The 13,683-nt window shown below is 68.5% G+C and carries 8 protein-coding genes and 2 pseudogenes; 4 read left to right on the forward strand and 6 right to left on the reverse strand.

Translation table 11 applies throughout. The features are described 5' to 3' along the window. Positions 1-212 precede the first annotated feature (212 nt). On the forward strand, positions 213-2,672 hold the full coding sequence (locus EFK10_RS12580; RefSeq protein ID WP_127355802.1) for a GcvT family protein: 2,460 nt from the start codon (positions 213-215) through the stop codon (positions 2,670-2,672). Positions 2,673-3,085: 413 nt separating this feature from the next. Here EFK10_RS12580 and purU read toward each other — a convergent pair whose 3' ends face one another. From purU to EFK10_RS12605, 4 genes and pseudogenes are all read right to left on the reverse strand, one after another. After that, positions 3,086-3,940, reverse strand: coding sequence for a formyltetrahydrofolate deformylase (gene purU / locus EFK10_RS12585; protein ID WP_127355828.1), 855 nt, complete (start codon positions 3,938-3,940; stop codon positions 3,086-3,088). Between the two features lie 2 nt (positions 3,941-3,942). Then, the gene (locus EFK10_RS12590) at positions 3,943-4,539 is read right to left on the reverse strand and encodes a sarcosine oxidase subunit gamma (RefSeq protein WP_240677182.1); all 597 of its coding nucleotides are present in this window, start codon (positions 4,537-4,539) and stop codon (positions 3,943-3,945) included. Further along, positions 4,529-7,716 (reverse strand): annotated as a pseudogene (locus EFK10_RS12595) (sarcosine oxidase subunit alpha family protein). Before EFK10_RS12595 ends, EFK10_RS12590 begins: the two are co-directional and overlap by 11 nt. 30 nt (positions 7,717-7,746) lie before the next feature. Next, positions 7,747-8,997 (reverse strand): sarcosine oxidase subunit beta family protein, encoded by a 1,251-nt coding sequence (locus tag EFK10_RS12605; protein ID WP_127355805.1) that lies wholly within the window; start codon positions 8,995-8,997, stop codon positions 7,747-7,749. A 193-nt stretch (positions 8,998-9,190) separates the two neighbouring features. On the opposite strand from EFK10_RS12605, the gene EFK10_RS12610 reads away from it, so the two are divergent. The 3 genes from EFK10_RS12610 (at position 9,191) to EFK10_RS53220 (ending at position 12,532) form a co-directional block, all read left to right on the forward strand. Further along, the gene (locus EFK10_RS12610; protein WP_407647065.1) at positions 9,191-9,844 is read left to right on the forward strand and encodes a GntR family transcriptional regulator; all 654 of its coding nucleotides are present in this window, start codon (positions 9,191-9,193) and stop codon (positions 9,842-9,844) included. A gap of 23 nt (positions 9,845-9,867) precedes the next feature. Beyond that, the gene (locus EFK10_RS12615; RefSeq protein ID WP_127355806.1) at positions 9,868-10,326 is read left to right on the forward strand and encodes a WD40 repeat domain-containing protein; all 459 of its coding nucleotides are present in this window, start codon (positions 9,868-9,870) and stop codon (positions 10,324-10,326) included. 406 nt (positions 10,327-10,732) lie between these two features. Further along, positions 10,733-12,532, forward strand: coding sequence for an FAD-dependent oxidoreductase (locus EFK10_RS53220; protein ID WP_127355807.1), 1,800 nt, complete (start codon positions 10,733-10,735; stop codon positions 12,530-12,532). Between the two features lie 123 nt (positions 12,533-12,655). Here EFK10_RS53220 and EFK10_RS53775 read toward each other — a convergent pair. Both EFK10_RS53775 and EFK10_RS12630 read right to left on the reverse strand, forming a co-directional pair. Continuing rightward, positions 12,656-13,042 (reverse strand): annotated as a pseudogene (locus EFK10_RS53775) (deazapurine DNA modification protein DpdA family protein); the annotation flags it as partial. Further along, positions 13,011-13,343, reverse strand: coding sequence for a hypothetical protein (locus EFK10_RS12630; RefSeq protein ID WP_127355808.1), 333 nt, complete (start codon positions 13,341-13,343; stop codon positions 13,011-13,013). The gene EFK10_RS12630 and the pseudogene EFK10_RS53775, both read right to left, overlap by 32 nt. Positions 13,344-13,683: the final 340 nt, after the last annotated feature.

A 13,683-nucleotide genomic window follows, 5' to 3' on the forward strand; every position in this document is an offset into this window, starting at 1 on the left:
GTTGGTATCGGATGGGCCGTCCGGTGGGCGCGGAAGCGGGACCTGCGCTCGGTCTCGCTCACCACTCTTGAGACCGACGCCGGGTAGCGCGTCCCGGCAACTAGGCAAGCAGTGCCATCGCCCTTGACAGGGGATGGCTGCGCCTTCGACATCGTCGTAAGGCAAAGTCAGTTTTGATATCGGCTATCCGGCCACTTTTTTTGGAAGGTCACATGACGACCCAGCCTCGTGTCGTAATCATCGGAGCCGGCATCGTCGGATGCTCCCTCGCCGAGGAACTGACGGCGCGCGGCTGGACCGCGGTGACCGTGCTGGACCAGGGCCCGCTGTTCGCCACGGGGGGGTCCACCTCGCATGCTCCTGGTCTGGTCTTCCAGACCAATTCGTCGAAGACGATGACCGAGTTCGCCCGCTACACGGTGGAGAAGTTCTCCGGCCTGACGCTGGACGGACAGTGGTGCTACCAGCAGGTCGGCGGCCTGGAGGTGGCGACCACTTCGGAACGGTGGACCGATCTGCACCGAAAGGCGAGCTGGGCGGCATCATGGGGGGTCGAGGCGCGGCTCCTGGACCGGGAGGAATGCGCGGCGCGGTATCCGCTGCTGGACCGTGAGCGAGTGTTGGGCGGCTTTTACGTGCCTACCGATGGCTTGGCCAAGGCGGTCCGCGCCGCCGAAGCGCAGGCCAGGCTGGCCATTGCGCGGGGCGCCACCTTCGTACCCAACGTCAAGGTGATCGACGTCGAGCAGGCCGGTGGACGGGTCACCGGCGTGGTCACCGACTCCGGACGGCTGGACGCGGACATCGTGGTGTCCTGCGCCGGTTTCTGGGGCCCCGCGGTCGGCGCCATGGTCGGCCAGGCCGTACCACTGCTGCCGCTGGCCCACCAGTACGTCAAGACCACGCCGCTGGCTCAGCTCGTCGGCACGATCGACGAGGCCGCCGAGGCTGCCGGCCCGATCCTCCGGCACCAGGATGCCGACCTGTACTTCCGCGAGCACGGAGACCGGATCGGTATCGGCAGCTACGCTCACCGCCCGATGCCGGTGAGCCTGGACGAACTCGCCCCCTCGGCGAACTGGCCGGATGCCGGCAAGCAGCCCTCCATGCTGGCCTTCACCCCGGAGGACTTCGAGCCGAGCTGGCAGGACGCGGTCGACCTGCTGCCCGCGCTGGCCGGCACGAAGGTGGCGGACGGCTTCAACGGGATCTTCTCCTTCACCGCCGACGGTATGCCGCTGCTCGGCGAATCCCGGCACGTCAAGGGGTTCTGGCTGGCTGAGGCAGTGTGGGTCACACATTCTGCCGGTGTGGCGCGGGCGGTGGCGCAGTGGTTGGTGGACGGTCAGCCGGAGACCGACGTGCACGAGTGCGATGTGAACCGGTTCGAGGACTTCCAGTTGGCGCCGGACTATGTGCACGAGCGCTCCTGCCAGAACTTCGTCGAGATCTACGACGTGATGCACCCGTTGCAGCCGATGGAGAGCCCGCGGCCGCTACGGACCAGTCCGTTCCACGGCCTGCAGCGGGACTTGGGCGCGTACTTCCTGGAAGGCGGCGGTTGGGAGCGGCCCCATTGGTTCGCCGCCAATGAGCGACTGGTGGACGGCTTTGAGATACCCGGCCGCAACGACTGGGCCGCTCGGTACTGGTCGCCGATCGCCGGTGCCGAGGCAGTGCACACCCGGGACAAAGTCGCCCTGTATGACATGACTCCCTTGAAGCGGCTGGAAATCTCCGGCCCGGGGGCGCTGGGCTTCCTGCAGTGGATGACCACCAACAACCTGGACAAGCCGGTCGGCGCGGTCGTCTACACCCTGTTGTTGGACCGGTCCGGCGGTGTGCGCAGCGACCTCACCGTGGCGCGACTGGCCGACAACCGGTTCCAGGTCGGCGCGAACTCTGCGTTGGACACGGACTGGCTGCTGCGGCACGCGCCCACGGACGGTTCGGTGCACATCCGCGACATTACCGGCGGCACCTGCTGCGTCGGGGTATGGGGCCCGCTGGCCCGCGATCTCGTGCAGCCCCTGGTCGACACCGACTTCTCACACAAGGGTTTCGGATACTTCAAAGCGAAGCAGGCGTATCTGGGAAACGTGCCGATCACCGCGTTGCGGCTGTCCTATGTCGGCGAACTCGGTTGGGAGATCTACACATCGGCCGAGTTCGGCACTCGGCTGTGGGACACCTTGTGGCAGGCCGGACAGAACCTCGGGGTGATCGCAGCGGGCCGCAGCGCGTTCAACAGCCTGCGTTTGGAGAAGGGCTACCGGCTGTCCGGCGTCGACATGACCACCGAGCACGACCCCTACGAGTCCGGGTTGGGATTCGCGGTGCGGATGGACGCCGGTGACTTCCTCGGGCGCGCCGCGCTGGCCGGCAAGTCGCCGGACGCGGTGTCCTCGAAGCTGACCGCGTTGACCATCGACTCCCCGGACGACGTGGTGCTCGGCAAGGAAGCCGTTTACCTCGGCGGACTGCCGGCCGGTTACGTCACCAGCGCCGCCTACGGATACACCATCGGCAAGGGCATCGCCTACGCCTGGCTTCCCAGTGAGGCGAGCACTCCGGGTACCGCCGTGGAGATCGACTACCTCGGGAAGCGCGTCGCCGCCGCAGTCGCCGAGGAACCGCTGTTCGACCCGAAGATGATCAACATCCGCCGCTGAACGCCGGGAAGGGCGGCCCAGTCCGGACCGCCCTTCCCGGCTTGAACACGCCCCCTCCTCCGCCATCCAGCGGGTACCAGCGTTGATCCGCACATCTGGGGGGCACACGAGACGGCCAGGACCCCTCCTCACGCGCCTCCAACTTCGCGCGTAAGGAGGGGTCCTGGCCGTAGACCTCGTTCCCGGTGACCACTCGACCCTCTCGGAGGGGACATCGGCGTGCAGCTCCGGGAACTCCACCGAGAGGAAGCTGCCGTCGGTGCCGCGGCCGCCCGGATGACGGCCGCGGCCTGTGCACACCCTCTTTGGGAGCGGCCGCAAGTCCGACGCGCAGCTCTCGGTGAACTGCGCAGCGTTGGGCTGGATTCCGATGAGCGGGCTGGTCGTGAGTGGGCTCGGGGCGGTGCGGCGGCTCAGCTGAAGATGACCGTGCGATTGCCGTGTAGCAGTACCCGGTTCTGGCAGTGCCAGTTGACCGCCCGGGCAAGGGCGAGTCGTTCGGCGTCCCGGCCGACGAGTACGAGTTGTTCGGGGGAGAGGCGGTGGTCCACCCGGATGACTTCCTGCTCGATGATCGGGCCCTCGTCCAGGTCCGCGGTGACGTAGTGGGCGGTCGCGCCGACCAACTTCACCCCTCGGTGGTAGGCCTGGTGGTAGGGCTTCGCACCGGCGAAGCTCGGCAGGAAGGAGTGATGGATGTTGATGGCGCGCCCCTCGAGGCGCTTGCACAGGTCGTTGGACAGGACCTGCATGTAGCGCGCCAGCACCACAAGGTCGATCTGGTGCTCGTCGACTAGTTCGAGGAGCCTGCCCTCGGCCTGTGCTTTGGTCTCGGCGGTCACCGGGACGTGCTCGAATCCGAGCCCGGCCGCGAGCGCCAACGGGCGTAGGTCGGGGTGGTTCGACACCACCAGGGCAAGTTCGGCGTCCAAGGTCTCGCTGCGCCAGCGGTAGAGCAGGTCGGCGAGGCAGTGGTCGAACTTTGACACCATTATCAGGACCCGCGGCCTGTGAGCGGCGTCGCGCAACTGCCAGCGCATGCCGAACGCCTCTGCGACCGGTCCGAAGGCGTCGCGCAGCTGCTGGAGTGCCAAATCCGGGGACGGGGTTGTGAAGCTGGTGCGCAGGAACAGTTGCCCGTGCACCTGATCGTCGAACTGCTGATGCTCGCTGATGTCGCAGCCGTTCCGGACCAGGAAGGACGTCACCGAGTGGGTGATTCCCGGTCGCTCGGGGCAACTCAAGGTGAGGACGAACTGATGGGTCATGGTCACGGTGCCTCTTCCCGGTACTCGGTGCATGCGTCGACCAGCCAGGACGCGACGTAGGGCGCGAAGGACGGACGGATGAGCAACCAGACACTGGTGGCCGCGTCGTCGCGGACCAGCAGGACGACGCCGGCCTGAGCGAGCTGGGTCTGCACGCACGTCCCGCCAGGGCTGACCTGCGGGTGCAGGTCGATCGCGCACCCGCGCGCGAGAACCTCCCGCGTGAGGCTGCCGGACACGCGGAGCGTGGTCCGCTGGGCCGAGACGTCGGTGACGGTACCGAATTCGTCGCCAATTGCCGCCCGAAGGGCGTCCTGGAGTTGCGCCTGCCTTCCGGGCGGTGCGACGAGGAGCCACTCGTCCGGACCCAGCCAGAGGGCCTCCACCTCATCGGTGCCCACAAAGGTGCACGGCGCAGTCGGCAAGGCGACGCCGATGACCTCCGCGACCGATGCCGCGGCCGGGCCGTCGGCGTCGAGCCGCAGCGACAGCTGGGTGCGGAAGGGCATTTCCCGGACCTGGATGTCGGCAGGCAGCTGATCGAACGCCGCTGCCCAGTCGGCGAGCGGACTGAGCCGGATGGATGTCTCAACCGTCACGGCGAGTCCCCTCCTTGTCGTAAAGCACGGGATCGGTCACCGTCACCGGCACGACGGTGCCGTCGAAGGGGACGTACAGGGTCTCGCCGATACGCTCCCTGCCGGACCGGACGAGAGCGAGCGCGAAGGTTCGGTCCAGCGCCGCGCTGCGGTAACTCGAGGTCACGTGGCCGAGCATCGGGACCGGCGGTGGGGGCACCGTTTCGGTGGTGATGAGCTGGGCGCCTTCGGGCAGCAGCACGTGCTGGTCGACCGGCAGGAGTCCGACGAGCTGTTTGCGGTCGGGCCTGGTGTTCTCCGGCCGGGCGAAGGACCGCTTGCCGATGAAGTCGGGCTTCTTCTTCGACACCACCCACGACATGCCGAGGTCTTGGGGCGTGACGGTGCCATCGGTGTCCTGGCCGATGATCGGATAGCCCTTCTCGGCGCGCAGCACGTGCATCGTCTCGGTGCCGTAGGGCGTGATGCCGTAGGGCTTGCCCGCCGCGATCAGTGCCTCCCACACGGCCACGCCGTCCCAGGCCACGACGTTCACCTCGTAGGCGAGCTCGCCGGAGAAGCTGATGCGGCAGATGCGGGCGGGGACGCCGGCGACGGTCGCGTCGCGCCAGGTCATGAACGGAAAGGCGGCGTTGCTGACGTCCAGACCGGGCGCGACGGCGGCCAGTACGTCACGGGAGCGGGGTCCCACGAGCGGGATGGTCACCCAATGCTCGGTGACCGAGGTCAGGCTGACGCGCAGCTGGGGCCATTCCGTCTGCAGCCATTCCTCCATCCACTCCAGGACCTTGGCGGCGTTGCCGGTGGTCGTGGTGAGCAGGAATTCCTCGTCGGCGACGCGGATGACAGTGCCGTCGTCGATGACCATGCCGTCCACGCCGCACATGAGGCCGTAGCGTGCCGAGCCGACCTTCAGACTGCTCATCAGGTTGGTGTAGATCCGGTCGAGCAGCTCGCCGGCGTCGGGACCCTGAACGGTGATCTTGCCGAGCGTCGAGCCGTCCATCAGCGCGACGCTCTCCCGGGCGGTGCGGCACTCACGCAGGACGGCCGTCTCGATGTCCTCGCCGGGCAGCGGGTAGTACCAGGGGCGCTTCCACTGGCCGACGTTCTCGAACTCCGCGCCGTGCTCGACATGCCACGCATGGAGCACGGTCACCCGTGCCGGGTCGAACAACGCGCCCCGGTCCCGGCCGGCCAGCGCGGCAAAGGCCACGGGGGCGTACGGCGGCCGGAAGGTGGTCGTGCCCAGGTCGGCGATGTCCACCCCCAGCGCCTGCGCGACGATGCCGGAGGCGATGACACCCGACGTCTTTCCCTGGTCGTGCGCGGTGCCGATGGTGGTGTACCGCTTGACGTGTTCCATGGAGCGAAGGCCGGCGCCAGTGGCGCGCAGTACGTCCGCCACGGTGGCGTCGCGCTGCAGATCGACGAACCGCGCGTCGGCGCCGCCCTCGCCGGGATCGGAATCCGGATCCGGCACCGACCACAGCACACAGCCGGGCAGGCCATCGGTCTGCTCGACGGCGGCGGGCAGGCTCGCCGGCGCGGCGGCTCGGCCTAGTGCGGCCAGTGCCTGACGCGCGGCCTCTTGGCCGTCAGCGAGGCAGTCGGCGAGCATGAAGACCCCCCGGGCCGAACCCGCCGTCCGAACGGCGGGCAGCGCGCCGTCGGGAAGAAAGGCGCCTATAGCCTCCTCGTAGCGGAGCTTGCCGCGCGCCTGGCTGAACAGGTGCGCCGCCGGGTTCCACCCGCCTGAGACCAGCAACAAGTCGACCGAGACGGCCCGACGCGGGCCGAGACGACCGTCGATGAATGGTGCGACGTGCACACGCGTGATCCGGTCGTAGCCGCTGGTACCGGTCACCACATGCCCCGGCTGCACCTCGATGCGGCGCCGCAGACACTCGGCAACGAGGGAAGCAGGCACGTCGTCACGGGCGTCAAGGACGGCCGCGATGTTCGCACCGGCGTCGGCCAGTTCGATCGCGGCGCTGTAAGCGCTGTCGTTGGTGGTGAATACCGCGATGCTGCGGCCGGCCAGCACGCCGTAGCGGTTGAGGTAGGTGCGTGCCGCGCCGGCCAGCATGATGCCCGGACGGTCGTTGCCGGCGAACACCACTGGGCGTTCGTGCGCTCCAGTCGCGACAACGACCTGCTTCGCGCGGATTCGCCAGATCCGCTGCCGCGACAGGTGTGAGGGCGCGGACGCCCCGAGGTGATCGGTTCGCTTCTCCAGCGCGAGCACGAACCCGTCGTCGTAGTGGCCGAAGGCCGTCGTGCGGGTGAGCACGCGGACGTCGGGAAAGGTCGCGAGTTCGTCGGTGACCCGAGTGGCCCAGTCGGCGGCGGGTGCGCCGTCGAGGGTTTCGGTGCTTTCCAGGAGGGACCCGCCCGTCTGCGGCTGGTCGTCGACGAGTACCACGCGGGCTCCGGCTCTGGCGGCGGCGAGCGCCGCGACGAGCCCGGACGGCCCGGCTCCGACGATCAGGACATCGCAGTGCGCGTGCGTCGAGTCGTAGCGGGCCGGGTCCGGGGCGCCGCCCAGCCGGCCCTGCCCACGCAGGCCGCGGGCGACCAGGCCGTCGTACAGCTCGACGGTTGTCGCGGTCAACATGGGCTCGGGGAATGGCGCCTCGATCTGTACCAGGGCGCCCGGGTCCTCGACGCCGGCGGCCATGATGCCGCGGGGTCGCCCGTACTTGATCCCGGTCGCAACGTTGTGCACGCCGTTGGCGAGCAGCGCCGAGGCCAGGGTGTCACCGGGGTGGCCGTGGTACTGCGTGCCGTCGAAGGTGAAGGTCAACTCGGTGCCGTGGTCTATGCGGCCGCGATCGGCGAGCCGGAATTGCGCTGTCATGCGGTCGCCACCTGCGCCTGGTCCTGTCCCGTCGACGGGGCGATGGATTGTGGTGGCTGCTGCCCGGTGCGGTATACGGCGAGCAGGTCGTGCGTGGCGGTGTCACGGACGGCGTTGAACCACCGTCGGCAGCCCGCGGCGTGCATCCAGCGTTCCGCGAACGGGCCCTTGGGGTTGTCACGGAAGAACACAAACTGCGCCCATTGGGCGTCGGACAGGCCGTGTGGGTCGTCCGGATAGGCCACGTGGGCTTGGCCGCCGTAGTGGAACTCGGCCTCTTCACGGTCACCGCACCAGGGGCAGGGAATCAGCTGCATCGCGTCTCTCCTCGTAGGAACTGGCCGTGTTCAGTGGGCGACGCCGGCGGCGCCGTGCTCGTCGACCAGCGCGCCGGTGGTGAACCGGTCCAGGGTGAACGGGGCGTTGTAGGGGTGCGGCTCGTCGTGCGCGACGGTGTGTGCGAAGCACCAACCGACGCCGGGTGTGGCCTTGAACCCGCCGGTGCCCCAGCCGCAGTTGAGGTACAGGCCATCGACGGGAGTGAGTCCCACGATCGGAGAGGCGTCCGGAGTGACGTCGACGATGCCGGCCCACGTGCGCAGCAGATGGGCGCGGGCGAAGACTGGGAACAGCTCCAGGGCGGCGGACATTTGCCGCTCGATAATGTGGAACGCGCCGCGCTGGCCGTATCCGTTGTAGCTGTCGATGCCTGCGCCCATCACCAGTTCGCCCTTATGTGCCTGTGAGACGTACACGTGCACGGCGTTGGACATCACCACTGTGGGGTGCACCGGCTCCAGCAGCTCCGAGACCAGTGCCTGTAGCGGATGGCTCTGGATCGGCAGCCGCAGACCCGCCATACCGGCCAGGACGGACGAGTGGCCGGCAGCAGACAGCGCCACCTTCCCGGCAGCGATCCTGCCGCGAGTGGTCTGCACACCCACGACCCGGTCCCCCGCGACGTCGAGACCGGTGACCTCGCAGTTCTGGATCAGGTCGATCCCGTATTCATCGGCACGGCGGGCGAAACCCCAGGCGACGTAGTCGTGTTTGGCGATGCCCGCACGCGGCTGGTAGGTCGCTCCGAGTACCGGGTAGCGGATATCCGGAGAGATGTTGACGATCGGGCAGACCTTCGCGACGTCCTCGGGTTCCAGCCACTCCGCGTCGATGCCGTTGAGCTGGTTGGCGTATACCCGCCGCCTGCTGTCACGGACGTCCTGCAGACCGTGCGCCAGGTTCAGCACGCCGCGCTGGCTGAACAGGATCGGATAGTCCAGATCCTCTTCGAGTCCCTCCCAGAGCTTGAGCGAGTGCTCGTAAATCCCCGAACTCTCATCCCACAGGTAGTTCGACCGGATGATCGTGGTGTTGCGGGCCATGTTGCCGCCGGCCAGCCAGCCCTTCTCCAGCACCGCAACATTGGTGATGCCGTGGTTCTTCGCCAGGTAGTACGCGGTCGCCAGGCCGTGACCGCCACCTCCAACGATCACCACATCGTAGGAGGGCTTGGGAGCTGGATTGCGCCACAGGAAGGCAGGGTGGTCAGGTAGGCCATCTGCCGGTGACGCGCCGACTACGGACGTCGAAGTACTCATCGCGTGCCTGTTTCCTGGGTGGCCGACCGGGCGGCCGGGCAACGGAGGGACCGGTCGGCCGACACTGCCCTGGGCTCGTCCTCGAGGTCGATGCTCATCAGTCCTCTTAATATCCGGATCCACTAGAACTGATATATTAGACCATGTTGCAGTGGGCCTTAAACTGGGCCGCGACCAGGGAGGTGCCCGGCGGATCATGTCGACCGCTACCGAGAAGGATCGGCGATCACTGGCCGAACAGGCGTACCACATCATCTGTGACTGGTTGGTGACCCTGCAGATCCGTCCGGGGTCGCCGATCAATGACGAGCAGGTGGCGAACGAGCTCGGCCTGGGCCGCACGCCCGTGCGGGAGGCGCTCAAGCGGCTCGAGTCGGACCGTCTCGTCGTCGCGTATCCGCGACGCGGCACCTTCGCCACAGAGGTCCACATCACCGACCTCGGGCACATCTCCGAGGTCCGCCAGCAGCTCGAGCCCCTGGCTGCGGCCAGCGCGGCCCGTCGCATGACCCGGAGCGACCGCGCCGATCTGGAGGCCCTGCTCGCGGAACTCGACTCGGATGCGTCCAATGACGTGCGCGAACTCATCGGCCTCGACATGCGTGTGCACCGCGCCATTTACGCCGCGGCCCACAACCCCTATCTCGAGGACACTCTGATTCAGTACGACAATCTGGCGACGCGCATCTGGTGCCTGTTCGTGGATCGCCTGCCGGGGCTTGCCGGCCATGTGGGCGAGCACGGCGCCCTACTGCGCGCGGTCGTCGACGGGGACGCGAACATGGCCGCCGACCTCGCCGCCGGCCATGTGGCAGGGTTCGAGTCGGCCATCCGCAAGATCATCTGAAGGCCGCCCCCCAGCTCCCGAGTATGGCCGGCCGGGTCGGGTTCGGCGTACTCGCGCATTTCGCCCCAGGTGGGGAAGAGGGTCTGAGCCCTGACGAGCGTTCCCTTCTGGCCGGGTGCTCCCGGGACGTCCTGCGCCGGGAGCACCCGTCGGACCCGGAGCGGACGCAGAACCGGATCCGGATGTGGGACACCGCGAGCGGTGACTGCGTACGAGTCTTCGATCCACAGCCGACCGGCGCGTCCGAGCTCCGGCTCAGCGGCGACGGACGGTTCGCGGTCTCGTGCGGAGTGGAGTCCGCCGTCCGCGTGTGGGAGGTCGCCACCGGCCGTTGCCTGGGAACCCTGGACGGCCAACGGCGCAACACGGCAGGGCTGGCGATCACCACCGATGTGAACTTCGCCTTGACTGCCGACGGCGACCAGACTTTACGACTGTGGGAGCTCGACTGGGATCTCCAGCCTCCGAGCCAATCGTTTTGACGCGATGAAGGGGCGGGGTTGCCGCCCCATGGGCGTCTCGAGTAGGTCCCAGGTGCCCACTCCCTCATGGCGAAGGAGGCTCCTGGTGAGCGAGTACGACGGACATCAGTACGTGGGGATCGATCTGCATCGCAGGCGGTCCGTGAGCGAGCGACCTCGTCGTCGGCGTCTGACCTCGCTGGACGTGTCATTCGCAGTTCAGCGCTAGATCAGGCGGCTACGACCTCTGGCCTCTCGACGAGCTGACCGCGTTCGAAGCGGCCCCCCATCACCGAACCGTTCGACGCAAACGACCTCCCCACACCGGTCTGACAGTGCGGGAAGTGTGCCGGGCGGTGGGGTGGTGGTGCGGGGCGGGGGAGAGGTCTAATCCTCATGGCATCTCGTGAACGTCGGAGGGGTAACTGTGGAGCTGACACGTAAGCAGGCAGTGAAGGCAATGGTGGGGGCGGGAATCGCAGTCGCGGCGGGACTGCGGCCCGGGGTGGCGATAGCCGCGTCGGGCACCGCCAGGGGACACGGGAGCGTGATCGAGCGGGACGTGTGCGTGATCGGTGGCGGGTCCTCGGGCACGTACACCGCCTTACGACTGCAGGACTTGGGCAAGAGCGTTGTGCTGGTCGAAGGCAAGGACCGGCTCGGCGGCCACTGCGAGACGTACCACGATCCGGAGACCGGCCTGACGACCGACATCGGCGTCACCGTCTTCCACGACCAGCCCATCGTGCGCGACTACTTCGGCCGGTTCGGCGTCCCGCTGATCCCCGCGGGCGAACTCGGCGGGGGCGGTTCGGGGGCGATCTACGCCGACTTCCGCACCGGCCTCCCCGTCGACGGCTACGTCCCGCCCGTGCCCACCGCGCTCGGCACGTACTACGGCATCCTCCAGCAGTACCCGTACCTGACCGACGGCTACGACCTGCCCGACCCCGTACCGGCCGAACTCCTACTGCCCTGGGGCGCCTTCGTCACCCAATACGGCCTCGGGTCGATCGCCCAGATCGCGTTCAGCTTCGGCCAGGGCTTCAACAACATCGACCAGCTCCCCGCCGTCTACGTGCTGAAGTACTTCGGCCTCGGCGTCGTCACCGGCATTCTGACCGGCTCCTTCCTGACCACCGAGGGCCGCAACAACAGCGCGCTGTACGAGCAGGCCACCGCCCACCTCGGCGAGGACGTACTGCTCAGCACGACCGTCAGGAGCACCGAACGCGACGGCAGCAGCGGCGTACTGCTGCGCGTCAACACGCCCACCGGCCCGCGCACCATCCGGGCCGGAAAGCTCGTCATCACCGCCCCGCCGCTACTGTCCAACCTCACCGCGTTCGACACCGACGCCCGCGAGCGCGCACTCTTCAGCCGCTTCCAGCACGGCAACTACTACACCGCCTTACTCGAACTCCCCGGCGTCCCCGCCGACTTGACGGTGTCCAACACCGGCGCCGACACCCCGTGGAACCTGCCGCCGCTGCCCGCCGTCTACGCGCTCTCCCCGAGCAGCGTGCCCGGCCTGCACGACATGAAGTACGGCAGCGCCGCCCCGCTCACCGGCCCCCGGGTCCGGGCGAACATCCTCGCCGACCTCCGCCCGCCTCCAGGCCGCGGGCACCCTGCCCGCCACCCAGCCGGTGTTCAAGACGTACGCCAGCCACGCCCCGTACGAGCTGACCGTCAGTGCGTCCGACATCGCTGGCGGCTTCTACCGCGACCTGTACGCGCTCCAGGGCCGCCGCCACACCTACTGGAACGGGGCGGCTTTCCAGGCCCACGACTCCACGCTGCTCTGGCAGTACACGGAGACGCTGCTGCCGCATATCGCGAGCTGACTGCTCCCTTCCGGTACAACACCGGGGCCCCGCTGCCGTGTTGGGTCGGCGCGGGGCCCCGGCGCTCCGGCGATGAGGGAGAGAACCGCCGAACTCAGTCCCGGCCGAGCCAGCCGGGAAGCGGAGGGTTACGGTGCCTCCTCGGTTCGCGGGCGCTCGGCCAACGCGGCGCCGGGCAGGTCGAGTTCGGCGCATACAGTCTTGCCGACCGCGTCTCGGTCCAGTACGGACCAGCGGTCCGCCAGCGCCTCGACGCTCACGCAAGAAGAAGACACCCGCAGCATGGCTTCGGCCAGGCGAACCCCGCCGGCGAGGGACTCGGGGGACTCGCCGATCTCGGCGGCGCGCAGCGCCAGCGCGGGCGGTGCGGGGTCGAGTAGCTGCACACGGACCTTCGGCGGCCGGCCGTCCTGGCGGGCCACTGGTCCGCGCAGCAGCGAGTCGTTGAGCCCGATCAGGCCGAGGCCTGGCACCGCGAGCACCATGCGGGGCGCGCGGCGGGCTCCGGTGGACCATGCCAAAGAGTCGGCGGGGGCCAGTAGGTGCCCGTACGTGGTGATGCCGGCGCTTTTGACTCCGAAGCCATGCAGGAGCCATCCCCGGGCGGCGAAGGTGCTGACGATAGCGCCGATCTCGCCGGTGGCCTGGCGCCGCGTCGGGTGCCTGCGTCGTCGGTGACCGACAGGCGCAGCACGAACAGGCGCAGGGAACGGACGGTGACAGGCGGCATGGCTCGGCCCTCGGGTACGTACGGCGGGTATGCCGGCGGCCGCGCATGGCGGCGGGCGGGCACACGGGGGAGAGGCCCTGGGCGTCGGGCGGGGGCTGTTGAAGCGGGGCCCCGCCCGACGGACCTGTCTAGGCGAAGAGTCGGCCCAGGGCGGCGGCAAGCGGGATCAGGTCCTGCCGGTCGGCACGGGTCAGCGCGTACGCCGTGATCCGGGCGGCCGTCTGTCGCAGCCCGGTGCCGGTGTACCCCGCACGCTGGGCAACCAGGTATCCAAGGGCCAGGGGGCCGAACAGTTCTTCGTCCAGGGACAGGAAGAACTCTTCGCAGTCGCGCTCGTGGTCTTCGGCCATGCGGCGGGCCTGCTCGACGACCGGGCCCATGCACTCGGTCATGTGGTTTTCGGTAAGGCCCACTTCGGCCATGAGTGCGCGGTCCCGGTCCTGCGTCTCCTGTGTCGTCACGCGTTGCCCCTTCGCTGGGTCTAGGCCTGGGCGCCGTCCGGGGGCCAACTCCTTATGACATGAAGAATTCTATCATCTCTTAATGGCTGGCGGGGGAATTCACTGCGCTTTGCGCGGCCCGATCATGGCTGGCCGCTATGCTGGAGAGACATCGCGGCTCTCGCGCGGAACCGTTCTTCGGTCTCCTCGCTGGGTTGTCGGTTTGGGAAGGTCCGGCGGTTGGGCCAACCGCGCAAGCGGCCCGCTTCGGCGGACGGCCGCCGGACCGCCGCACAAGCGCACAAGGGCCTGACGCGGATTACCGCGTCCGGCCCTTCGCTGCTCCAGCGGGGCGTCCCTG

Origin of the sequence: Streptomyces soli (assembly GCF_003999195.1) — a bacterium.
Taxonomy (GTDB): domain Bacteria; phylum Actinomycetota; class Actinomycetes; order Streptomycetales; family Streptomycetaceae; genus Actinacidiphila; species Actinacidiphila soli.